Source organism: uncultured Neptuniibacter sp., from assembly GCF_947498015.1.
Lineage (GTDB): Bacteria > Pseudomonadota > Gammaproteobacteria > Pseudomonadales > Balneatricaceae > Neptuniibacter.
This window is the reverse complement of sequence record NZ_CANMIR010000004.1, coordinates 151,413-173,923: the sequence shown is the minus strand read 5'-3', so window position 1 is coordinate 173,923 and position 22,511 is coordinate 151,413. Positions and strand designations below refer to the sequence as shown.

The window sequence follows — 22,511 nt, the reverse complement described above, 5'->3', positions numbered from 1 at the left end:
CCTACTACCTACCTGTAGGAGACTGCAACAGGCTTGCAGTCTCCACCTGAGTTTTACTCCTCAGTCTGGTACTTATATTTTGAGAATACGTCATAGAGTGATGGTATCACCAGCATCGTGAGCAAGGTTGATGAAATTAATCCACCGACTACAACTGTGGCTAAAGGCTTTTGGATTTCCGAACCTATATCAGTCGACAGAAGAATAGGAATAAGGCCTAAAGCTGATGTCAGCGCCGTCATTAAGACCGGACGCAATCGGGAACAAGCACCTTCATACACTGCTTCAGCCATACGCTGACCATCCTGTATTCTCAGATTGATACTTTCCACCATGACAACACCATTAAGTACGGCCACACCAAACAGGGTTATAAATCCAACCGAGCTAGGTACGGAAAGATACTGACCGGAAATAAACAACGCAGCGACACCCCCAATCAGCGCCAATGGCAGATTGAGTAATACCAAAGCAGCCTGCCCTAAGGAGCCAAACGAGAAATACAGCAGCAAACCAATCAAAACAATGGATAAGGGCACAACTATCATCAAACGTGCCTGTGCGCGCTGCTGGTTTTCGAATTGGCCACCAATATCTACGGTATAGCCTGCTGGGAGATCGACATCTTGTTCAATCGCGGCATAGATATCGGCTACCACGCTGCCCATATCACGGTCTTGGACATTAGCTTGAATCACCACGCGGCGTTGGACATCATCCCTGCGGATTTGCGGCGGACCTTCTTCAATCGCCACTGTCGCTATATCACCCAAGCGAACGATAGCGCCATTGCTGGCTTGTAGGCGCAACTGCCTTAAATCTGCAGCAGATTTACGTTGATCTTTCTTCAGACGAACATAGATATCATAACGTTCGTTACCGTTGATGACTTGACCCGCGCTTTGACCGCCGATACCTGTTTCCACCAGTTGAATCACATCAGCTACAGCCAAACCATAACGAAACAGTTGTTCACGGTTAGGGCGGATTACTAACTGGGCTTCACCTTCTACTTGTTCCATTGCTACATCAGTGGTGCCGGGGATCTGTTGTACCACTCGTTCGATCTCGCGGGCTTTATTCGCAAGGGTATCCAGCTCGCTGCCAAACAGTTTAATCGCCAACTGAGCTTTAACACCGGAAAGCAATTCATCTACACGGGTCGCTATAGGTTGTGAGAAAGTGAATAACAAGCCGGGATGCACTTCTAGGCGTTCTTGCATTAATTCCTGTAATTCACGGCGATTGCTGGCGCTAGTCCATTCATTTACTGGTTTGAGACCAATATAGATCTCGATATTAGATACTGGCTCGGGGTCTCCGCCTACTTCTGCTCGGCCAATCCGGCTCAAGGCATAAGTCACTTCGGGGAATGCCAAAATCTCCTGCTCTAACTTAGGTGCTACCGAGAGAGCTGTTTGCAGGTTGGCTGAAGGCGCTAAAGTAACACGCAAGTTGATGGTGCCTTCTTCCAGCTCTGGTACAAACTCAGTACCTAAACGCGGAAGTAATAACAGGGTACCAACCACAGCCAAACCTGCAGCAGAGAGCAACCATTTTCGTTGTTTTAGTACGCTGTTTAGGAGTTTACGGTAAGCCCGGTCAATTGGCTTTAGCAATGGGCTTTCTTTTTCTCGAATACCCTTACGGAACAGCAGACTAGCCAGTGCAGGAACAACAATCAATGCCACGAGCAGGGCTGCCAGCATGGCGATAATTATTGTGATCGCCATGGGCTGGAACAACTTGCCTTCCACCCCTTGTAAACTGAACAGAGGTGCAAACACGACAATAATAATCATCACAGCGAAGAAGACTGGGCGAGCAACCTCTTTCGCCGCCATGATAATCCGTATCGAAATACCGTGGTCATCTTTACTTGCTGCGAATGGGTCTTCAGCACCTGGAGCTGTATGGCCTTCGTGGCGATGGTCTGGGTGGCTTAAGTGTTTAAAGATGTTTTCCATCATTACCACGGCACCATCAACCATCATGCCGATGGCGATAGCGAGCCCGCCTAAAGACATCAGATTCGCGGACATCCCATTAAATGACATAAACGCAAGCGCTAAACCAACCGACAGTGGAATAGAGAGAAGTACCAACGAGGTTGCGCGCAGGTTTAATAGAAATAACGCCAGTATAATCACGATAAAGATAAATGCCTGAACTAGAGCCGTTACCACCGTGCTGATCGCTTTTTGTACCAGATCAGATTGATCATAGTAAACTTCAAAAGTAACGCCATCTGGCAGAGCTCGATTGATCAGATCGATCCTTTCTTCAATCGCTTGGATAGTTGTATTGGTATTGCTACCCATACGTTTAAGGACAATTCCAGATACCACTTCACCAAGATTTTCTATGTCACCGTCACTATTTTTACGTGACATAGTTACAGCCCCTTGGCGGATCTCACTGCCAAACTCAACCGTGGCAACATCCCCCACACGGACCAGAGCACCATCGACCTCTTGTAGAGGAATTGCAGCAATATCTTGCAAGCCCTGACGGTCGCTACGCAACCAACCAACCCCACGTACAACCAACTGTTCACCGCCACGGTCTAAGTACCAGCCGCCGGCATTACGGTTGTTTGCTTCAATCGCTGTGATTAAGTCATCGCTGTTGATCTTGTAGGCGAGTAAGCGTTCGGCATCCAGATTGACCTGATACTGGCGAACTTCACCGCCAAACGAGAGCACATCGGTAACGCCATCAACCGGCATCAATAACAGTTTTACTACCCAGTCGTTGAGGCTACGCAGTTGCATCACATCATATTCACTGCCAGGTTCTGCTTTTAACAGATACTGGTAGATCTGCCCTAGACCTGAAGTGTTTGGTCCCATCTCTGGGATGCCGACTCCGGCTGGGATCATCTCTTTAGCCACTTGAAGCTGTTCAAATACCTGTTGGCGGGCAAAGTAAATATCAGTGCCTTCCTTAAACACAACCGTAATTCCAGCAAGGCCCGTTTTAGAGATAGAACGTACCTCTTCAACATCAGGCATCGCATACATAACCGACTCAATTGGGAAGGTTATGAGCTGTTCGACCTCTTCAGCGGCTAGCCCTGGAGCTTCAGCATTTACTGCAACTTGGATATTAGTTACATCAGGAAAGGCATCAAGATTAAGCCTGGGGATTAAAAATACGCTGCCAATTAACGCAGTGAACACGGCTATTACCACCAGAAGTCGGTTGGTAACTGACCAGGTTATTAGTCTGTTTAACATCTCGAAATCCTAGTGGTTGTGGATATCAAAGCCAGCTTTGGCTTGCTCTGAAGCGAGGAAAAAAGTACCCGATGTGACGACCGTAGAACCTAGTGGCAACCCCTTAATAACACGCCCCTCACCAGTCTCACGAATGACTTCTATTTCCTCTAATTTATACTCACCGGGGGATTGCTCGATAAAAACACCCCAGTCACCATCAGGGGTGCGGGTGAAAGCGGCTTCCGGTAGATATAACTGCCAAGTGTGTTTATCCAGTGGCATAACCACCTGAGCAAATTGTCCCGGGTGGAGGCGATGCTCCTGATTATTGACACTGATTCGCGCCATACGGGTACGAGTTACTTCATCCAGGCTATGTGCGAATTGCAGCAACTCCCCCTGATACGCTTCAGCCCCGACAGTGAGAGAGATCGGTGTGCCCTTGCTCAGGTTTAAAGGCAGGTTAGGTGGTAGTTGTGCTTCCACCCAGACCGTTGTTTCATCGACCAGCGTAAATAAAGGGTCGCTGCTGCTGATTTGTTGGCCAATCAGAAAATCATCTTGTTGTACTACACCTGCATGCGGTGCTTTCAGTACAAACTGACCTAAAGGATTTTTACTGGGCTGGATCAGCTGGTTTTGGATCTCGCTGTTAGAAAGTCCAAACGCGCTAACCTTAGTCAGACTTTGTTGGAAATTAGTTTGGGCCTGACTATAGCGGTTTTTACCCGCAAGGCTCTTGCCCAGTTTACGCACGATCTCCCATTCTTTTGCATCATTTTTAAGGTCAGAGAAACGGTCTGCAAGTTCATCGGAAAACAGAGTAACCAACGGCTGTCCTTTAACGACATGATCACCTAACATGACATGGCGCTGAATTACACGGACATCTGCTTGGGGGGAAACAATGCTGCTGTTATAGCGGTTAATTACGACTTCGCCAGGGACTATTCGGCTATCTGCTAGTAATACTGGCTTGAGCTTGGTGGTTTTCAGGTCGATCATCGCTTGCTGTTTGGCATTTAGGTGAACCGTACCTTCCTCTTCTTCATGTCCATGCTCATCTTTGCTGCCATGAGCATGCCCGTCGTTATCACTGTGTTCCTCTGCAGAAGCATCCTCATGACTTTCTTCGTGCTGATGTCCAGCTTCTTCTACATGGTCATGGTCTTCATCGTGCTTGTGCTCCGCTGCTTCGACATGGTCATGGTCATGGTCATGGTCTTCATCGTGATGGTGCTCCGCTTCTTCATTATCATGATGCTGCTCAGCGTCTTCTGCATGGTCATGGCCTTCTTCATGCTTGTGCGCTGCTTCTTCTGCATGATTATGATCTGCATCCTCAGTATGGCCGCTATGACCTATGTTGCTATGAACCTCTGTGGCTACATTCTTTTGTGTCGGTATAGGATGGTTCTCACCTGCGTAAGCGCTGCCAACTGCAGCTGCCAATAACAAATTGCTGGCGAGTAAAGGTAGAGTTTTCTTTTGCATAACGAGTATCTCAGTGATGAAGGCCAATAATTATTGCTGATCTAACCAGTCTTGGAGTTGGTTGCTGGTATGGAGCCAGTCAATCAGTCGGATATCGGATTCGGTGTTCAAATTGATGTCTGCAGCCAGAGCTTGGTTTAGTTGCTGTAAGTTCTGCAGGTAATTCGTAGTTGTCAGTTCGCCAAGCTTCCACAGCTTTTCCAGTTGGCTATTCAATTGCACAAGACTGTGTTGTCCAGGCTTTTGCCAGATTTGCTGTAGTGACTGTTGCTGCTTCAAACTAGACCAACTGCGTTGTAGTGCAGTTTCTATCTCGACTCGCACTTGGGCTAACGCCAAATCTGAGGTTTTAGCACGGGCATTTGCGGCATCGACTTCAGCGCTATAGCTATTGCGAATATTCAGTGGAAAGCTGATAGAAAGTGCTATGACATCGTCATCACCATCTTGTCCAAACCCCAGCCCTAAGGTTGGCTCTGCTTTGCTTTCGTTGACCGATTCCTGAACTCTTAACTGTGCTTGCTGAGCTCTTACTCCAAGGGTTTTCACAGCTAAGTGTTGTTGGCTTAAGCGTATAAAGTCCGGCGTTTGGGATAAGGTATAAGGTAGAGGCTGTGGCAAGGTTGGGATCAGATCACCCAACAAAACCGTTTGCTCTGCCTGATAGTTTTGTAAAGCCTGTTGCGCTGCTGCTTTAGTCTGCAATGCCTCGGATGAGGATAGTTTTACTATATCCAGATCGATTTGGGTGGCATCGCCTGCATACAGCCTCTGTTGAGTTAGTTTTATCAGGCGTTGGCTGATTTTGAGCTGATCATCTGCGAGAGACAGCAGGGCTTTAGCACGACGAGTTTCCAGCAAAAGAGTAAGAGCACTGGCTGTAATCTGATTTTCACTTTGCTGTTGTTCCAGCTTAGTAATTTGCTTTTGTAGCGCGGCTATTTGACTGCGGGTATCTCGCTTATCAAACAGATCAATAGTTTGACTTAGTGTTGCCTGATAGGCACGTTCGTTCTTATCTTCGTAACTAAACTCTATTTCAGGGTTATATACAGGTTGCTGCGCAGCGGTAAGTTCGGCTTCTGCAGCGATAACTTGGCTGCCGAGTTGTTGCCATTGCGGCGATTCTGCTAAGCGCAGTTGTAGCTGCTGGCTCCAGTTCCTAGGCGTATCTGCAAAAATATAAGATGAGCTCGCAACCATCAGTCCAATACCTATGGATCGAGTAATTAGTTTTAGCTTCATATAGGGTCCTGAGCACTTAGCTCTTTTTGAGTTCAATCAATAATGCCAAGTACTTTAAAGGCTGAAAATGATTCGAAACTGAATAAATCATTCTCGAGATGACAAAGCTTCAGGAGGGGAACAGCGGAATAACAGCTGTTTAACAGGCACTGCAACAGGTAAAAAGCACCTGTTGAGTAAGTTCATCTAAGTTAAAGTAATTTATTGAGCTGAATGTTTTATGGCTGTAACGGGGCAATTAATAGTGTTTTGTGTCTAATTTTACCCAAATTAGAGTTGCTCTTTCTAACATTTCATAACAACAAGTTCTTATCTCGCTTCCGATAAAAGCCCTCATCACTGAGGGCTTGGGATTATTGGTTCATTAGATAATGGGCTATTGCTTCTAGGTCTTTTTTTTGCATAAAGGAAGTACCATCTCTAACAACTTCCCCCATACTTCCTCCGAAGGCGTCACCATCATGCTTTAGGCCTGATTTCAACGCGTAAGCTAAATCTAATTCGGTCCAGCCTTTATCCAGCAACGCTTGCTTAGTAATAGCAGGGGTTTTCCCTTCCCCCTCGAGCATAGACTTTGAACCCGTGAAAGGATTATCTTGATCTAATGCACCGAATAGATTTCGCTCACTATGGCACGCCGCACAATGGGTAGCAGCCTCAACCAAATAAGCTCCTCTGTTATATTTCTCACTTTTTGTTGTATCAGGTTGGAACCTTTCCTCAGAAAAGAACAATGCTTGCCAAACTGGCAGACCCGCTCTCTGGTTGAAAGGGAATCCTAGCTGATGCTCTTCGGCTGACAGTCCTACCGCTTGGACTGTCTGAAATGCTGCCCAAAGATCAGCAATATCCTGATCACTCAGTTTCGTGTAAAAGGTATAGGGAAAGGCCGGATAATAGCTATCGCCTTTTGGGCTTTGGCCATAACGCAAAGCCAAAGCAAAATCATCGACATCCCATCCACCGATACCATGTACCGTATCGGTTGTCAGATTAGGTGCATAAAATGTCCCGAAAGGCGTTTTCAATGGAGGTCCTCCTGCCAGAGGAGCACCACCGTTAACCACATCCGTATGACAAGCGATGCACCCAGAAGCTCTTGCTAAGTATGCTCCTCGGTTAACATCACCTTTCAACTCTTTAAGCGAACTTGCAACAGTGGCTTCACTGTTCAGGCTGTTCCAACCCATAGCTAAAACAACACTAAGTCCTGAAAGAATAATAAGTGCTCGTTTCATTACTCTTTCTCTTTTCTAAATCGAGTGTGACACGATGAACAGTTATCAGTCACCATTTTAAAAACCATTTCAACCGGCATTTTTCCGTATTCTTCTGCGGTATGGACCATGTGCCCACCCATCATGGATGAATTACCCATCATATGGTCACTACCCATCATATTGCCGCCACCCATCATACCCATCATCCCTTTCTGTTCAGTCGGGGTGTCTTTATTCTCTGCTGCGTTCGCTAAACCTTCACTTAAAGTCTCTAAATGATCCGCCAACTTAGAAAAGCGATCCCATTCATCCCAAATAACCGCTTTTGCTTCTGTAGGATGCTGCAAGCTGCCCTCTGGAAACAATTTTGTTAAAGCATTACCTGAATGGCCTTTAATCACCTCGGCTGCAGTTCTGACCTTATTTGCATCATAAGGGGCTTTGCCTTTGAACATGTCAGATACTTCTTTCATAGAGTCTTTCATATCCCCCATTGCATCCATTCGCTCTTTTACTATCCCTTTAGCACCACCGTGAGCCATAACAACTGCAGTAGAAACTGTAAGGCTAACCGCAATTAAATACTTCGCTGATTTCTTAAACATTATTTTGGTCTCTAATAAATTAATAAGTCACTGCCACTTAAAACTAAGCGCATGTTATGACTTAGGAGGTGGAGGATCTTCAATAATTATGAATGAATAAGCACCAATGCTTTTCAGTTCGCAAGCCACTTGAGTGAAGTGAATTCGGGTAATAGGGAAATTTTCCAGAATGGCTATAAAATGCCCTGAATGGCACTCAAATACATGCCCATCTGCATGATCATGGACATGCTGCACCTCACTACTATGAAGCTTTGTTGATAAGTCACTTTTTTCAAAAAGTTTAGCCTGAACAGGCTGCACCAGTAAGACTACTATCAACAGCAGATACTTAAAGAATAGCGTCATTGCGATTATGAATATTGTCTCATCCCGAACTTAATCTCTGTCAGCTCTATAAACAAATTCGCTGACTACAGCTTTTTCTTTAGTATGAATCCAATAGAGATCATCGACGGGAAGAATAGCAACCAACCCTTCACTGTCCGCATTGACCGATACAGTCTCCACTATCAGTTCTGCTACAGCGTGTGCATATTCCGCCGAGGTATAAATATCTACTTGCAGATGGTCTACCAAATTCTCTTGACCATACTCTTGATTATATACGCCATGCCCACGAACATCATGAATAGTGTATCCGCAGATCCCTGCTTTCCTGAAAGCAGCTTCTAGCTTGCTTTTCTCCATTTCATTAAAGATAGCGCTGACTTTCTTCAAACTCATTGCACAACCTCCGTAGAAATAGAAATGAGGGATAACCTCCCTCATTTCTTATCTGGCATCAAATGTTATCGATGCATTGGCATATCTTGCTGAGATTGATGTTCCATCATTTGTCGCATCATTCTCTGCATCATTTTCATTCTCTGTTCCATCATTCCCATACGTGAATCCATATGTGGGCAAGGCTCACCGTCCGCCTTTTTGTCTCCCATCATCCCTCCGTCATGCATCATATCCATACCCATTCGCATCTGTTTCATATGCTCATGCATCATTTCCCGACGCTTTTCAGGCTGTTTGTTACTCTGGATCTCATTCATCAAACTTTCAGTTTTTCCCATATGCTCATGCATATTCATCATCTGAGATCGTTCGTTATTCGAACCGCCCTGCATCCCCATCTCCTGCTGATGGGCATTTACAGATAGACCTGCGCCCATCAAAGCAACACTGAGTATTCCTATCATTAAACGTTTCATCACACGCTCCTTGATTGCAATTTCTAAAGCTAGCTTCCACAATTCTGAACAACTTTTTCAGAATTGTGCCCGTAACCTTTGTCTTAAAATCTAGACCTTCCAGTAACTGGAAGGTCAATAGGAATAGTTGTGGTGAATGGGTTTACAGTAATTTTTTGAGATGAATCAGGTTTTCTTTGAAGATATACGGCAGAAGCCTTGAGACGGCACATCTAATGCACTGTTGAATTTACTCGACATATTCTGAAAAGCGATTAGTCCGGTTAACTCAACAATTCCATCTTCATCGTAATATTTACGAAGTTCTTCCATTTCAGCATCGGTTACTTGCCTGTCACTAAAAGTTATCGCGTCAACATATTCCAAGACAACTTTCTCATGTTCATCAAATAAAGGACTTTCTCGCCACTCCGATAAGGCCTCTAATTTAGATTCTTCTCCAGCACGTTTAGCGTATATGTAGGAATTGACATCAACACAGAACTCACACCAGTTAATTTGAGAAACCCTCACCGTAATCATTGATCGAAGTGAAGGCGTGATAACCGATTTCCTGGAATCCAAAGCACCAAACAGTAGAGCAACGGTTGTAAACAATCGGGGGATACGCGCCCAGAGAAGTGCAGGCTTGAGTACCATGCCGTATTTGCGGTTTTGATTCCAAAAGAATGGCCGAAGATACAATGGATAATCCTGAAGCTTTTTAGCACTGATACGCATCTTGCCCTCCACTATCATTTTTTATGGCAACTCCAGGGTTTATGGGTGTAGTTATCATGTACATTTTTATCCACAAACCGGTAATAGCCTTCTTTAAAGTTTGACCACCAATCATGACAGATTTCTATTCCATGCTTCGTGATCACCTCTTCCAAACTATCAATACAAAGGCGTGTTGCGTCATACTCCAGAATGAATACCTTTTGCTCCGGATCAAAACTCACCTCATCAATGCCGTAAAGCTGATCGATCTCCTCAACCGCTGCACAAACCTGTTCATCCGAAGCTTTCTCAACCTTCAGATGTCTCTCTACCAGATTAGTTTCCGATACCCCTAAACGATGCTCTTTTTTCATGATACAACTCTCCCAATTTGCGGAAGAAACCTCGGTGTAGTCTCTTTGTATACTTCATATTCGCCACCAAATTCGGCTAAAGCGATGCCTTCCTCATACTTTGCTAACCGCACATAGATAAAGACCAAGATAGGGAACATCACCAAGGTTGGAATCGTTGGCCATTGCAGTAAGAAGCCAAACATGATCAGTACAAATGCCAAATACTGCGGATGTCTACACCGTGCATACCATCCGTCTTTCGCTAAACGATGCTGCTTCTGTGCTTGAAACAATACATTCCAAGCCGAAGCTAAAATAAAGAAGCCAATAACAATCAGTGCATTGCTCGCCAAATGAAGTGGGTCGAAATGGGGGTCACCTTCGAATCCCAGTAACGTATGCAGAAGGTGACCATTTTCATGGGCATAGAAATCGATTTGTGGATAGATTTCACTCAGCCATCCCGAAAGGAAATAGATCGTTAAGGGGAATCCATACATCTCTGTAAAGAGCGCAATGATGAAAGCTGAGAATGCCCCCAGACTGCGCCAATCCATTTTGCTTTTAGGTTTAATAAAACTAAACGCGAAAAAGATAAAAACAGCCGAGTTAATAACAACCAAAGACCACAATCCATAATCATTGCTCATGTTTGTGCTCCTTTTGATTTGCTTCTTCTCTCGCCGCTTTTAAACCCTCAATGTAACCTTCCCGATAAGCATCGTTTTGCTCACCCTGTTCGACAAAGTTCTCATGCCTATGCTCTGGAGAAGGACTAAACTCTTCCTCCTGCTTAGCATCGTGCTTATGGCCACCGTGATTATGATTGCCATGCATAAACAAGTGCATCAATGGACACATCAGTAAAAACAGATAGGGCAGAAAAGGAAAAACATGCTCTGCATGCTCAACTAACAGGAAATAGCCTGCAACGGCAATCATCAGTAATGCCGCGAATCCACTTTTAGAGCACCAGAATGAAGACTTCTTACTCATTGTTCGGTCCCTCCACAATCAATTCGCCCCGGTACATCTGCATCTGACATGAAAATGGATATTTACCGGGTGTTAAAGCGTCAAACTTTATCTCTCGCGCTTTGTTTAAGGGGAGCTCTTCACTTAGTCCTAAGTCATCAAACTGTACAATGGCCGAGCAAGGCGAGCTGTCTTTACGAACAAAACTGAGAATAATGGGTTCGCCTGCCTGTACATGAACCTGTGCTGGGCTGTATACCCCGTTCTCAACCGTTATAGGGACCGTGCCTTTGGTTACTGCTGTAGTGTCTGGTTTATAAAGCCAAAACCACCAGATGATTAAGCCGATTAATACGAAACCTAATAAATTAATTATCAACATGATGCTAGCCTCCCTGATTAATGCTCTGATGCTTTAAACAAACGTAAACGGTTGGCATTACTCACCACCGTGAGCGAAGAGAAAGCCATTGCCGCCCCGGCAATAACTGGACTCAGCAGTAGTCCAAAGAACGGATACAAAACACCTGCTGCAAACGGGATACCTGCAACGTTGTAAATAAAAGCACCAAACAAATTTTGCTTAATATTGCGTAATGTCGCTTTACTGATAGCTATAGCATCAGCCAATCCATGTAATGAACCGCGCATCAGAGTTATGTCAGCACTTTCAATCGCCACATCAGTGCCTGTACCAATGGCAAACCCGACATTAGCTTGAGCCAAGGCAGGCGCATCATTGATGCCGTCTCCAGTCATACCTACGATCTCACCTTGTGCCTGAAGCTCTTCAACCTTGTTGGATTTATCCTCAGGCAAGACTTCTGCAACAAACTCTGTAATACCTACTTTTTCTGCAACTGCCTTAGCTGTTGCTCGGTTATCACCGGTAAGCATTACGACACGTATGCCATTTGCTTGTAGCCGTTTGACTGCCTCTACTGAGTCTTTTTTGATCGGATCCGAAACTGCAATAATCGCAGCAAGCTGTCCATTGATAGCCAAGTACATAGGGGTCTGTGCTTCTGATGCCATACGCTGCGCATCAGCGATGTGATGGTTGATAGAAATTGACCGTTCTTCCATCAACTTTTCATTACCAAATAACAGGGTGCTTCCATCCACTTCACCTTCCACGCCATGTCCAGCAATCGCGTTAAAGTTCGTCACTTTAGAAAGGGTAAATCCTTGGGCTTTGGCTGACTCCACTATAGAAAGCGCTAAGGGATGTTCCGAACCGGATTCCAAACTTGCCGCTAAGCGAAGAATGTCTTCCTCTTTATGATCGCCGGTCAACTGGATCTCTGTAACCTGAGGGCTACCTTCAGTTATGGTGCCGGTTTTATCCAGAATCATGGCGCTGATTTTAGAGGCCGTCTGTAAGGCCTCGCCGTTGCGGATCAACACGCCTGCTTCAGCCGCTTTACCCACACCCACCATTACCGACATGGGTGTTGCCAATCCCAACGCACAGGGACATGCAATAATCAAAACAGTTGTTGCTGACACAATAGCGAAGGCCACGGCAGGAGCCGGGCCAAAATTTAACCAGGCCAATGCACTGAGAATAGCTATGATCATCACAACCGGAACGAAATAGCCCGATATCACATCCGCTAAACGTCCTATAGATGGTTTAGAGTTTTGCGCCCGTTTAACCATCTCAATAATTTGTGCCAGTGCAGTATCTTTACCAACACGTGTTGCTTTGAATATCACTGTTCCAGATTTATTGATGGTACCTGCAACAACTTCATCTCCAGCTGCTTTCTCAACAGGCATTGGTTCACCCGTCAACATGGATTCATCCACAGAGGTACTACCCTCAATAACAATACCGTCAACAGGGATTTTTTCTCCAGGGCGGATTCTTAATTGGTCATCCAGGACAACATCCTCAATGGGAATATCAATCTCTTCACCATCTCTAATGACTCGTGCATTCTTTGGCTGCAGGCCTATCAAGCGCTTGATCGCTTCTGAAGTCCTGCCACGCGCCTTTATCTCAAGGGCTAAACCTAGATCGATTAAACCAATAATCATTGCAGTGGCTTCAAAGTAGACATGTCTTGCCATCAGAGGGACTGCATCCGGGGCAAATACAACCACCATGGAATAGATCCAAGCGGTACCAGTACCTAATGCGATGAGGGTATCCATATTGGCACTGTGATTTTGAAAAGACTTCCAGGCACCTATATAAAAATGGCGTCCTGAAAAATACATGATTCCTAATGTGAGAAGGCCAACAATGGCCCAAGCAATTCGTTCCATATTGGTGGATACAGTCATCTCACCGATAAACATCCCATAGATCATTAGGGGAACGCCCAAAGAGAGGGCAATTGTCATCTCTCTCATCAAGCGGTGATAGTAGGCCGCTTCAGACTTTTCTTTCTCAACCAGTAAATCTTGATCGGTTTGATCAACGAAACTGGCTTGATAACCCACATTTTCAACAGCGCGGATCAAATCATGATCAACCACATCACCCGTCACAAGCACCGTTCGTTGAGCAAAGTTCATCGATGCTTTCTGTACGCCAGTTACTTCTAACAACGCACCTTCTATCTTTCCTACACAGCTGGCACAACCGGCACCATCTATTAGCAGGGTTTTCTCTATGTTTGGGCTGTTGGAACTCATCCTGATCACCTATAAGGCACTGTAAATCGCTCAATAGAAATTTAAAAAGAGCATTTCTGTGATCAGGATAGACCTTCCTGTTGATGTAAGGTCAAGGGGGCTTGAGCTTCTAGATTCAGTTACTTATAAAACTAAAAAGTAAATTACACGTCTTTGGCGATACGATGGTCAAAGTGGTACCAACTCATCTTTATTCAGATCCACCTACTCCACTACATCACTTTAAAAAACTACTGATACCGAATCTGGTAAGGTCTGTTTGAATCATTACTTATAGTCCGCAAGAACTGCGGTAGGTTTGACGGGGCGAGACGTTCTGATAATCAGCTAGTCCAATCATTAGTTGTACTGACGTAAGAATCATGCCTGAAAATGGCACTTTGCATAAGTGGAACTGTTTGTTACAGCCCTTCCACTTAATGCTTACTTCCCCGTACTGAATAAAACAGTTCTTCACAAAACATGTCAGCCCTAAGCTGATATTAACATGTCTTAAACCGAGTAATCTGTTCTCTACACCTGGATGTTCTCTCAAGCAGTGATAGGCACGCAGCTACTTCTAAGTATGTGCCTGGCAAATCGGGGATTCCCATTGGATCGTTGCTTCTTAGTAGAAAGGAAAATAGATCTAGAAGCAGGCGAGACCTGCTGGCCTATTTTTTTAATATCACTGAACATCGAAACACAAGGTTTATTTAGAACAACTAAATAGTAATTTTTCGTAATCATAATCACTTGATTATAGGCTTAGGTAAGGCTTCTTGATTAAAAGAGCTTCCCATTGGTCTAGGTGGCTCAGAGCAACACGGGGTTGCTCTGAAAGTTCAAAAAGTCAGGAAGGCAGGTCTAAGCTTTCCTCACAAAAGGAGATCAAATCACTCAAAGGGGTAGCAAAATCATCTTCGAGCGAATACCACTCGGCAAGGACTTTTCTGGTGTCTGCTTTACTTTGGCTTTCCTCAATGGACTTCTGCAATTCAGGGTAATCATCCACAAACAAATAAGGGCCGTAATAAGGCTGAACACTATCGATTTGATTGAAAAGATGAACGATTGATTCACATAAGTCGGAGGGATTAGTGTCTGTCGATTGTTTAAGCTCCGCCTCCACTTTAAGAACGAAAGCCTTCCAATCGTCCAACGGCAGTGCCACTTCTTTACCTAGGGGTATAAAGTCAAAATCTTCACGATAAAGACCTTGGCCATGATCGATATAAGGATGGGTAGAAATAAAATGCTCTTCCTCCCCTAGCCCTCTCACAGCAAGGCATAGAGTGTTTTCGGTACCAGTATTTATGAAAGGGCTGCGGAAGAAAAACTCGAATAAAGCCTCTTTCGCACAATCCGGAATCCCTGACACCTCTACCATTCTGTCGAACTCTATTACGATTGAATCATTATTTTTCAACCCGTGGTAATCACTAAATCCCAGTGCCCGGGCAAGGCTTTCCCGTAATTGAGATAATGATAGGCTTAGCTCTGAGCGACATTTCCGGTGAAAAAGAAGGGAAGCTATTTTGAATAAACCTGCAGATATAATTCGAGCAGTATCGTGGGCATGAATGTCCATAATAAAAATCCTATTGCTGTTGGTAGCACCTCTAACATCTAACCTATAGACATCGGCATCTTTCGTAACGAGAGGGCTACAACAATAAAATTTTTAATGTTGGGCCGGACGTTGTTATTTCACAGTTTTTACGCTGATGCTGCGTTGGCTCTGCGCCGTAGCAATAAACATAGTACATGATTTGAGAAACCGCAAGGCGATCTACAACATAATCCAAACGTCCAGCGTATCTGTTTGTAGATGGGCTAACCTTGAAATATTCTATTAGGGTTAACTTATAAAAATCATATGGTTACAGGTCTTCTCAGCAATCAAGGCATTTTTCAAGACCACCTGGAGCCCCTTGATGTGCTACAAAGAAAATAACGAGTTAAAACCTCTGAGATGTGAAAATGTATACCCTATTCAAAACCAGCGTGGATTAACTGATGCATGTTGAATACACAACAGATGGTATGAAACACATTTTAGATACTAAGAAGTATCTTCTGATCGTAGATGTTGAACACACCTGCACTGAAGATGGATCTATTCCGCCAGACATGAGAGAAATTATCGAGTTGGGTGCAGTCCTAGTTTGCGCTAAAAGCTTTGACGTTATTAGCGAGTTTAACAGCCTGGTAAGCCCAATTATCCATCCTATTTTGAGTGATTTTTGTATTGAACTTACAGGCATTAATCAAGAGCAGATCAGTCAAGCACAGCCCTTCAGTGCTGTTTTCGAAAGATTCATCGCTTGGTTACCCTCGTCCACAACAGATTATGTTTTTTGCTCTTGGGGCGCATACGATCTTGACCAAATAAATATTGATTGTAACCATCACAACCTAGATGAATTTAGCCCAACAATGAAACTGAATTTAAAAAAAGGATTTGCGAAAAGTCAGAGGATTAAACCTCAAGTAGGTATGAGAAAAGCATTTGAACTAAAGGGGCTTGAACTTGCTGGCAAGCATCACCGAAGTCTGGCTGATGTTCAAAATATCGTTAAGCTACTACCGTACATCTTTCTTCAGACTGAAAAACAGTAATCGTCAATCACACTGTTTACATCAGAAATGCCGTACCAAGAAAAGGCCCTGTTGTGCATATGTTCAACAGAGCCTTTCTGAGCATGGAAGCTACAAATATTAAGAAGATTGAATCAGGATTGAAACAGTATCTCTCTTCACTGCCGTAAAATATTGCCTAACAGCCTTGGGCGCGATGAAAAGTTATAACTTAGCTATACGAGGCTTCTAAAAAGTAGAGGCACTATCTGTTCTTTATTTTTCAGCTAAAGGGTCTGTTTCAGTACCTGCAAGTGGGTCAAAGTCCTGATCAAACATTCGAATGCCCCTACGGGCTTCTCTCAAATTGGCTAACGTTTGGAAAAAGCAGTCTTCGCAAAAATGGATGTTATAGCTTTCCCCATCATGCTTTGAGGCATAGCCCCAGTTTGCGTTTAGCGTACCAAATTCCAAGCTTTGAGTGACGCCGGTTTCTTGCTTACAGCTGTCACCGCAAAGGTCACAACGGAAATCTATAGTGGTTTCAACTTGTTGGAGTCCTTTAATTTCCATAAGAATCCCCCTTCTAAACAAAAACTATAATTTAGCGGCCAACATTAACACCCCGGTTCCGACAGAGATCTTGTACCTCTTTTGTCAGTTACCAGACTTCCGGAAAGTATGGGAACTGACCATGTTGCAGTAATTACGGTAATTTAAGCCAACCAATCAACGTAGTTTACGATTAACGTCTCGAGATAAACCTCTTAAGTCCAACCCAAGAGATGAAGCAAGATCATCCAATGAAGCAGCTCCTGGATTTGCTACACGCGATTTCTTTTCTGCGATTAGTTCATCTAGCCTGTTTTTAACAAGTTCAAGCTGCTGGGGGGATAATCCCTGAAGCCATTCGGATAAATTGTCGTTCATTGTATTTCTAGTATCGATTTGAGTTTGCTTGCGTATCCGTAATTATAACTGCTGTAGCTATGTTTATTACTCAGGATATTTGCCAATACATATAACGAGGCTATACTGTATATATATACATATCGAGAGAATTAACCATGGCCTCACTAGACATAGTTGCTTATACCCAAGCCATCCATTCCATCAAAAAATTTCCACAAGATGTCCACTTCATTGATCTAGGAAGGCTAGATAGAATCATCCCTATTATTGCTGCTGCCTATGCTCAGGAAGTTCCCTCTGATGTGATTGATGCAGCATTACAATCAGCCACCGAACCTGAAGACCTTGAGTCATACCTTATGAGAGAAGTGTGGCTGCACTGATGACCTCACAAGAGCTTCTTACATTTTTAGATATTGAAGCCAGTGGCATCCATGAAGATAGCTACCCAATAGAAGTCGGATGGGTTGATACGGAAGGTAACGAAAGCTCCTTCCTAATTAAACCGATTCCAGAATGGACTCACTGGGATCTCAAAGCACAGCAAATCCATGCTATCCCTCGCTCTGTACTCTTAGATCAAGGAATCACTATTCATCAGGCTTGTTTAGCTCTGAATAAACAACTCGGCGCAGAGGATATCTATTCTGACGCAGCAGTCTATGATGGTGAGTGGCTGAAGACACTATTCAATGCGGCTGGAATTAAACCGAGCTTTACTCTTAGAGATATTCGAGAACTGCTTGATCGACTTCCTACTGATCAGTTCGCTACATTCTTCAAGATACTGAAAGCTAATCCACCTCCACATCGAGCTGTCCCTGATGCTAAACGCATGGCCGATGCAATAAACCTTCTCAGAAAAGCTAATAACATTGTCGATTCGCTATCAGCACATGGAATTCACAAAATCCACTGTATAAGTGAACCGCCTTTCCGACCTGCCCACAGCCTTAAAACATTGTTAGATTGCCAAGCTGAGAGCTTTAACACTCTTTCCTTTGGAATCAATACAACCGAGCTGGAATGCGTAAAGAAGTCCAGTCGGTTGCTAACGGATACATCACTTGAAGATGCACAACTTGTCGTTGTTTTTGGGCATGAATGTTTGAAAGGTTCAGCATTATTTGATTATGAAGATAATCATAACGGCACAATCATCAACCTAGACATCACAGACACCCTGCCTTTGCTAGATCTGGCGCTTATTGATGATGTATTAGAGCAGTTAAGCAGCCGGCTTGTGGGTCTATTCAGACCGTAAAAAGCGCCCAAATCAAAGCCTTTAAATCAGGCAAGAAAGGTTAGGTTGTCTCTGAATTTCCGAATTGGTCATTATAGATTTCCCACTTTCTCATAGGACTTTCTTGCAAATTTCCCACTTTTTCATAGGACTTTTTTGCCCCCCCCCCAACTTTTACCCACGACTTTTGTGATATTTTCCAAATTTCCCGCAGGACTTTTCTTTTTCTTGGGAAGTGTGACTAATCAATACTCAGCACAAATCGCTCTATAACGACCTTCAACCAAAGCTTTAAACTCTGCTTTGAGCTTATCGCTGATAAAGGAAACCTCAATCAGGGACAAAACCTTTTGCTGCGTTTCACCCAACCGTTCCAACACCTCTATGGCCTGTTGCTCGCCTATCCCAATCGCATCAGCCAAACTCAGAAAGTCTGTTTTGGTATAGTAGCCATAGTGCTCGTAAGCTTCTGAGTATTCACCATTCAACTCCTGATCTAATAGCGGCATTGCAAGCAGCCCAAAAACGCTTAATTCATAGAACTCAGTACACAGGCAGTCGTAGTTTGGAGTTAATGAGTCATAAGTTAACCCTCTGTTGCCTGCTAATCGTTGCACACTGAAATTCTTCAAATGAAAATCATCATTACCGACCAGGTACGCAGCTAGAACTCGCTGAAAATAATCACACTGCACGGATACTTTCGCCCCTGTTGCCAGCAACAATTCTCGACCTGCTTCTTCATAGGTGCTGTTATATTTCTCTGATGTCGGTTTATCGGATAAAGAACAAAGGTCCTCTTGGTGCAGTTTCCCTAGAGGTGTTCGATCGAAACGTTTAGTGATATATGCCAACTCTCCGTCTGCATACTGCACCAGACCACACAAGGCAGTATCAATACCTAGTGCCCGACTGATCTCCATACAGAGGTGTTCCATCTCAGCATAATTATGAAAACCATCACGAGTAGGTTTGAGAATATATTCGCCGTCACTGCCAGCCAAGGTTAGCTGCTTTGATATGTTATCCACTTTCATTGGTAACTTTGGCTGAACCCCGGGTATAGAGATACCTTTTACAAACCTTCTTCCTTCGACTAACAGTTCTTTTCGGGTCATTCCCAACTGAGCTGAAACAAAACTGCAGCCATACAGTTCTTGTGCCGCTGAATCTTTCATCAATGGATTGGTATTAGATTCGGGCAACTGCTCGAGAGTAATGAAGCAGCGATTCATGGATTTAATGCTCTCACCGTTACAGCTCCTACTAGGTCCTTACCGTTTCGTAATAACAGTTCAAAGGCATCGTTCTTATCCAGGTTTTCAGCTACCAACTGAGCTTCTCTCATCCAGCCTTCAGCAACGAGATTTTCGAAGAAAGCAAATAGCTCCGTCGCCACAAACGGCTCTTTTTGTAACGGCAGTCGATAAGATAGTGGTGTACCGCTGACTAGATAATCAGAGTCATAAATATACTCGAACCCACCTTGATCCAGTTCTCTTAATTCACCTGCGTACCGGCCGTCATATAGCACTTGTGCAATCCTGCTCATTACATGCCCTCGATATGTGTGTTTTGGTTTACTCTTACCAACAGAAGTACGAAACTAGCATCAGATTTCAATAACACAGGCGGGATCAAATCCGGTCTTTTCTCCATACTCAACATACCCTAGAGGATTCGAAATAAGGCGAGTGTTACCCACCATAAAATCTCGTTTTTCATGGGTATGCCCATATATCCATATATCAGGTTGGTATTCTTCAATGAGTTCACTAAGATCCGATGCATAAGTTCCATCTAGATAAGGATCGCCCACATCATTAAGGCACTCACGCAGAGGTGCATGATGAGTTATTACCACTGTTGGTCCAGGGTATTCTTTGGACAGCTCAGACCTAAGCCATCTTACAGAATTAAGGTGTTCACAGATGGTCTCAGATACCCGTAATTTTCTATAACTTCCCCCAGTACGGATTCGACGATAGTCATTCATACGCTCTGCAATTTCTTGAGTGACTAACGATGTACTGATTTTATCCTCATGAATCCGACAATCCGTCCATAGGGTACAACCCAGAAACCGAACCCCGTTGAATTCAATAGACCTGTTCTCAAGGATTTTTATAGGTGATTCTTCACCTAAAGTTCGAACCGATTTAATACGTGAAGATGCGAGATGGCCACCATAGTATTCGTGATTACCGTAAACCCAGTATGCAGGAATATCCTCAGGCACGTTTTCTTGGATCCAAGGTAGAGCTTTCTTTGCAGTTCCTATATCCCCTGCCAACACCACTACATCAACTTGTTCCCACACTTTTTGAGGTAGTGACAGTGGAGTGATTTCAACATGAAGATCTGAATAAACCAAAATTTTCATGACTCACGATCCTCCTCAGATGAGCCATGGTTTTCAGCTTTTACGGGCTTGGAAGCCTCATCATCTGATATAAAATACACAGGCCCGCCGAAACGAGTCCTCCGATGAGATTTCGAACGGAAATCCAACCATTTATTCCAATCCCAGGCATAGTGACACGAACCTTCACCCGGGATGATTGGGCATCCAGTTCCAAGGGAGTCAGAGAAAAACTCACTCCGCCATGGATTGGGAATATCAATCAGCCGTACGTACGGGGTTTGATGGTTGGCAAAAATAGGTACTTTCTTTTGCAGCTCCTCAATTTGTGCTGACGTATTCAAGTAAGAGGCATCTGCCTTAATCTCCATTAGCTCCTCATAGAGCTTGGCTGACAGCAAAACAAAGCTATCCTCACCGTTCCTCTTCTCAACGAAAACGGCTTCAGCTCCAGATGGATTTGAGATCTGTCTTAGTATGCTATTCAGATTCCTTCGGAAGCGGGAATAAAAGAAAAACTGAGTCATGACAATGTTCTCCCTTTAATGTAGAGATGCAATAAATGCAGGGCTTACTGGCTTACGCCGCCCAGCATCAATCATCATGTAAATCCGATTTCGTGTCTCAAAAGCACCTGGTGAGTGAAACTTTAGGAGAAGAGACGTACGAACCCAATTGCCGACAGATTCTGGCTGGGTGGAGTCGTAAATAATCTGATCCGCCATTAGCATTACGGGCTTTAGACCTTCTGCTGCATATCGTTCGATGGCCTTTTGGTCACAGCGAAGATCAAACCATGTCCAGTACTTAACTACCCGAACAGGCTTGAACGGAGCAATCTCATTTGCGATCTGAACAATCTCTTTGACAGACTTACCTATATAACCTGCATCAAACAATTCCCCTGGATCGAAGACCTCTTCAAAGCTTATCGATAGCCCTGTTCCGGCAGGTGTACTTTGTTCTTTAAAAACGCCCTTATCACCTTCTAACTTTTGTTCGAACTCTGAGCTTTCAACTTCTTCCTTATTTTGATGATTTTTCTTTTTCATGTTGCACCTAACCTATCGATTTATGAGAGAACATTCACAGTACAGCACAACACAAACAACCTCGCAACCAACTGTTTTTAAAGGGAATTATTAATCGTTATAGTATTTAACTGTTTCTAAAGATGCCTTAATTCTTTCAATTTTTTTCATGATTTCTTTCAAAAAAACGACCATCTAAACGTCCATTTTTCTTTCAAAAATATATGGTTAAGAAAAATCTAATCATTGTTTGAAAACAGCCATTAAAAATCCATTTTTTGACGCTATTTTTGAACAATTCTCTGAAAATATTTGAGCCTAAAGCACCCAATTTTTTCGTTTTCGATTTTTCGAAAAGATGGGTTGTATAAGGTAGGAAGATCATTGAAGGGGCAACTTTGTAACCAATCTCGCGGGACATAGAGATGACTAGCTTAGATATCTCGCAACCTAGTAAGGATGAGTACGTATCATTTAGGTGCACAATTTATTACGTATATCGTTATAAATTGTGCACCAACCCAAGAAATATAAAAGTTAACCCCAAATATTTTTTCTGGGGATAACCACTAATTCTCATAGATTTAGATAACTTGAAACGGGAAAGCCATCATACAGTTCGTAGTTAGATATGATCCGGGCGGCAAGGAGGTGACTCAAGCTCAACCCATAAAAACTCTCTGTTCAAGAGGCTAATTGTTTTGCTATTACAACGTAAAACCAGAGAACTTTGCT

At 43.8% G+C, this 22,511-nt stretch carries 23 protein-coding genes; 3 read left to right on the top strand and 20 right to left on the bottom strand.

The window, feature by feature from the left end; all coding sequences use genetic code 11:
- Window positions 1-53: 53 nt before the first annotated feature.
- From Q0882_RS06815 to Q0882_RS06750, 14 genes are all read right to left on the bottom strand, one after another.
- A complete protein-coding gene (locus Q0882_RS06815; protein WP_299179314.1) occupies window positions 54-3,239 on the bottom strand; it encodes a CusA/CzcA family heavy metal efflux RND transporter in 3,186 nt (1,061 codons plus the stop codon).
- A 9-nt stretch (window positions 3,240-3,248) separates the two neighbouring features.
- Window positions 3,249-4,715 (bottom strand): efflux RND transporter periplasmic adaptor subunit, encoded by a 1,467-nt coding sequence (locus Q0882_RS06810; protein ID WP_299179313.1) that lies wholly within the window; start codon window positions 4,713-4,715, stop codon window positions 3,249-3,251.
- A gap of 30 nt (window positions 4,716-4,745) precedes the next feature.
- Entirely contained in the window at window positions 4,746-5,960 is a 1,215-nt protein-coding gene (locus Q0882_RS06805) for a TolC family protein (RefSeq protein ID WP_299179312.1), read from the bottom strand.
- A gap of 353 nt (window positions 5,961-6,313) precedes the next feature.
- Complete coding sequence (locus Q0882_RS06800; protein WP_299179311.1) at window positions 6,314-7,198, bottom strand: cytochrome c; 885 nt, start codon at window positions 7,196-7,198, stop codon at window positions 6,314-6,316.
- On the bottom strand, window positions 7,198-7,785 hold the full coding sequence (locus Q0882_RS06795; RefSeq protein WP_299179310.1) for a cytochrome c: 588 nt from the start codon (window positions 7,783-7,785) through the stop codon (window positions 7,198-7,200). The genes Q0882_RS06800 and Q0882_RS06795 overlap by 1 nt, the downstream gene beginning before the upstream one ends.
- A gap of 378 nt (window positions 7,786-8,163) precedes the next feature.
- Window positions 8,164-8,511 (bottom strand): P-II family nitrogen regulator, encoded by a 348-nt coding sequence (locus Q0882_RS06790; protein WP_299179309.1) that lies wholly within the window; start codon window positions 8,509-8,511, stop codon window positions 8,164-8,166.
- A gap of 65 nt (window positions 8,512-8,576) precedes the next feature.
- Window positions 8,577-8,990 carry a hypothetical protein gene (locus Q0882_RS06785; protein ID WP_299179308.1) on the bottom strand — a complete coding sequence of 138 codons (414 nt, stop codon included), beginning with the start codon at window positions 8,988-8,990 and terminating at the stop codon, window positions 8,577-8,579.
- A 165-nt stretch (window positions 8,991-9,155) separates the two neighbouring features.
- On the bottom strand, window positions 9,156-9,710 hold the full coding sequence (locus tag Q0882_RS06780; RefSeq protein ID WP_299179307.1) for a carboxymuconolactone decarboxylase family protein: 555 nt from the start codon (window positions 9,708-9,710) through the stop codon (window positions 9,156-9,158).
- A gap of 14 nt (window positions 9,711-9,724) precedes the next feature.
- Window positions 9,725-10,066: a cation transporter gene (locus tag Q0882_RS06775; RefSeq protein WP_299179306.1), complete on the bottom strand. Its 342-nt coding sequence runs from the start codon at window positions 10,064-10,066 to the stop codon at window positions 9,725-9,727.
- Complete coding sequence (locus Q0882_RS06770; protein WP_299179305.1) at window positions 10,063-10,698, bottom strand: isoprenylcysteine carboxylmethyltransferase family protein; 636 nt, start codon at window positions 10,696-10,698, stop codon at window positions 10,063-10,065. The genes Q0882_RS06775 and Q0882_RS06770 overlap by 4 nt, the downstream gene beginning before the upstream one ends.
- Entirely contained in the window at window positions 10,688-11,044 is a 357-nt protein-coding gene (locus tag Q0882_RS06765; RefSeq protein ID WP_299179304.1) for a DUF2933 domain-containing protein, read from the bottom strand. The genes Q0882_RS06770 and Q0882_RS06765 overlap by 11 nt, the downstream gene beginning before the upstream one ends.
- Window positions 11,037-11,405: a cupredoxin domain-containing protein gene (locus tag Q0882_RS06760; RefSeq protein ID WP_299179303.1), complete on the bottom strand. Its 369-nt coding sequence runs from the start codon at window positions 11,403-11,405 to the stop codon at window positions 11,037-11,039. Before Q0882_RS06760 ends, Q0882_RS06765 begins: the two co-directional genes overlap by 8 nt.
- A 17-nt stretch (window positions 11,406-11,422) precedes the next feature.
- Window positions 11,423-13,669, bottom strand: a complete 2,247-nt coding sequence (locus Q0882_RS06755; RefSeq protein ID WP_299179302.1) for a heavy metal translocating P-type ATPase — start codon at window positions 13,667-13,669, stop codon at window positions 11,423-11,425.
- An 832-nt stretch (window positions 13,670-14,501) separates the two neighbouring features.
- Entirely contained in the window at window positions 14,502-15,239 is a 738-nt protein-coding gene (locus tag Q0882_RS06750; protein ID WP_299179301.1) for a hypothetical protein, read from the bottom strand.
- 428 nt (window positions 15,240-15,667) lie between these two features.
- On the opposite strand from Q0882_RS06750, the gene Q0882_RS06745 reads away from it, so the two are divergent.
- The gene (locus tag Q0882_RS06745; protein ID WP_299179300.1) at window positions 15,668-16,270 is read left to right on the top strand and encodes a 3'-5' exonuclease; all 603 of its coding nucleotides are present in this window, start codon (window positions 15,668-15,670) and stop codon (window positions 16,268-16,270) included.
- A gap of 234 nt (window positions 16,271-16,504) precedes the next feature.
- Here the strand turns inward: Q0882_RS06745 and Q0882_RS06740 are convergent, their stop codons facing one another.
- Window positions 16,505-16,801 (bottom strand): hypothetical protein, encoded by a 297-nt coding sequence (locus Q0882_RS06740; protein WP_299179299.1) that lies wholly within the window; start codon window positions 16,799-16,801, stop codon window positions 16,505-16,507.
- A 494-nt stretch (window positions 16,802-17,295) separates the two neighbouring features.
- Between Q0882_RS06740 and Q0882_RS06735 the strand changes: the two genes are divergently transcribed.
- Together Q0882_RS06735 and Q0882_RS06730 are read left to right on the top strand one after the other, a co-directional pair.
- Window positions 17,296-17,523: a hypothetical protein gene (locus Q0882_RS06735; protein ID WP_299179298.1), complete on the top strand. Its 228-nt coding sequence runs from the start codon at window positions 17,296-17,298 to the stop codon at window positions 17,521-17,523.
- Window positions 17,511-18,404: a hypothetical protein gene (locus Q0882_RS06730; RefSeq protein WP_299179297.1), complete on the top strand. Its 894-nt coding sequence runs from the start codon at window positions 17,511-17,513 to the stop codon at window positions 18,402-18,404. Before Q0882_RS06735 ends, Q0882_RS06730 begins: the two co-directional genes overlap by 13 nt.
- A gap of 224 nt (window positions 18,405-18,628) precedes the next feature.
- Here Q0882_RS06730 and Q0882_RS06725 read toward each other — a convergent pair whose 3' ends face one another.
- From Q0882_RS06725 to Q0882_RS06705, 5 genes are read right to left on the bottom strand one after another with little or no spacing between them, the layout of a single operon-like run.
- The gene (locus tag Q0882_RS06725; RefSeq protein ID WP_299179296.1) at window positions 18,629-19,618 is read right to left on the bottom strand and encodes a type II toxin-antitoxin system HipA family toxin; all 990 of its coding nucleotides are present in this window, start codon (window positions 19,616-19,618) and stop codon (window positions 18,629-18,631) included.
- Complete coding sequence (locus Q0882_RS06720; RefSeq protein ID WP_299179295.1) at window positions 19,615-19,935, bottom strand: HipA N-terminal domain-containing protein; 321 nt, start codon at window positions 19,933-19,935, stop codon at window positions 19,615-19,617. Before Q0882_RS06720 ends, Q0882_RS06725 begins: the two co-directional genes overlap by 4 nt.
- Window positions 19,936-19,995: 60 nt before the next feature.
- Window positions 19,996-20,766: a metallophosphoesterase gene (locus Q0882_RS06715; protein ID WP_299179294.1), complete on the bottom strand. Its 771-nt coding sequence runs from the start codon at window positions 20,764-20,766 to the stop codon at window positions 19,996-19,998.
- Entirely contained in the window at window positions 20,763-21,272 is a 510-nt protein-coding gene (locus tag Q0882_RS06710) for a hypothetical protein (RefSeq protein WP_299179293.1), read from the bottom strand. The genes Q0882_RS06715 and Q0882_RS06710 overlap by 4 nt, the downstream gene beginning before the upstream one ends.
- Before the next feature lie 15 nt (window positions 21,273-21,287).
- A complete protein-coding gene (locus Q0882_RS06705; protein ID WP_299179292.1) occupies window positions 21,288-21,797 on the bottom strand; it encodes a hypothetical protein in 510 nt (169 codons plus the stop codon).
- Window positions 21,798-22,511 lie beyond the last annotated feature (714 nt).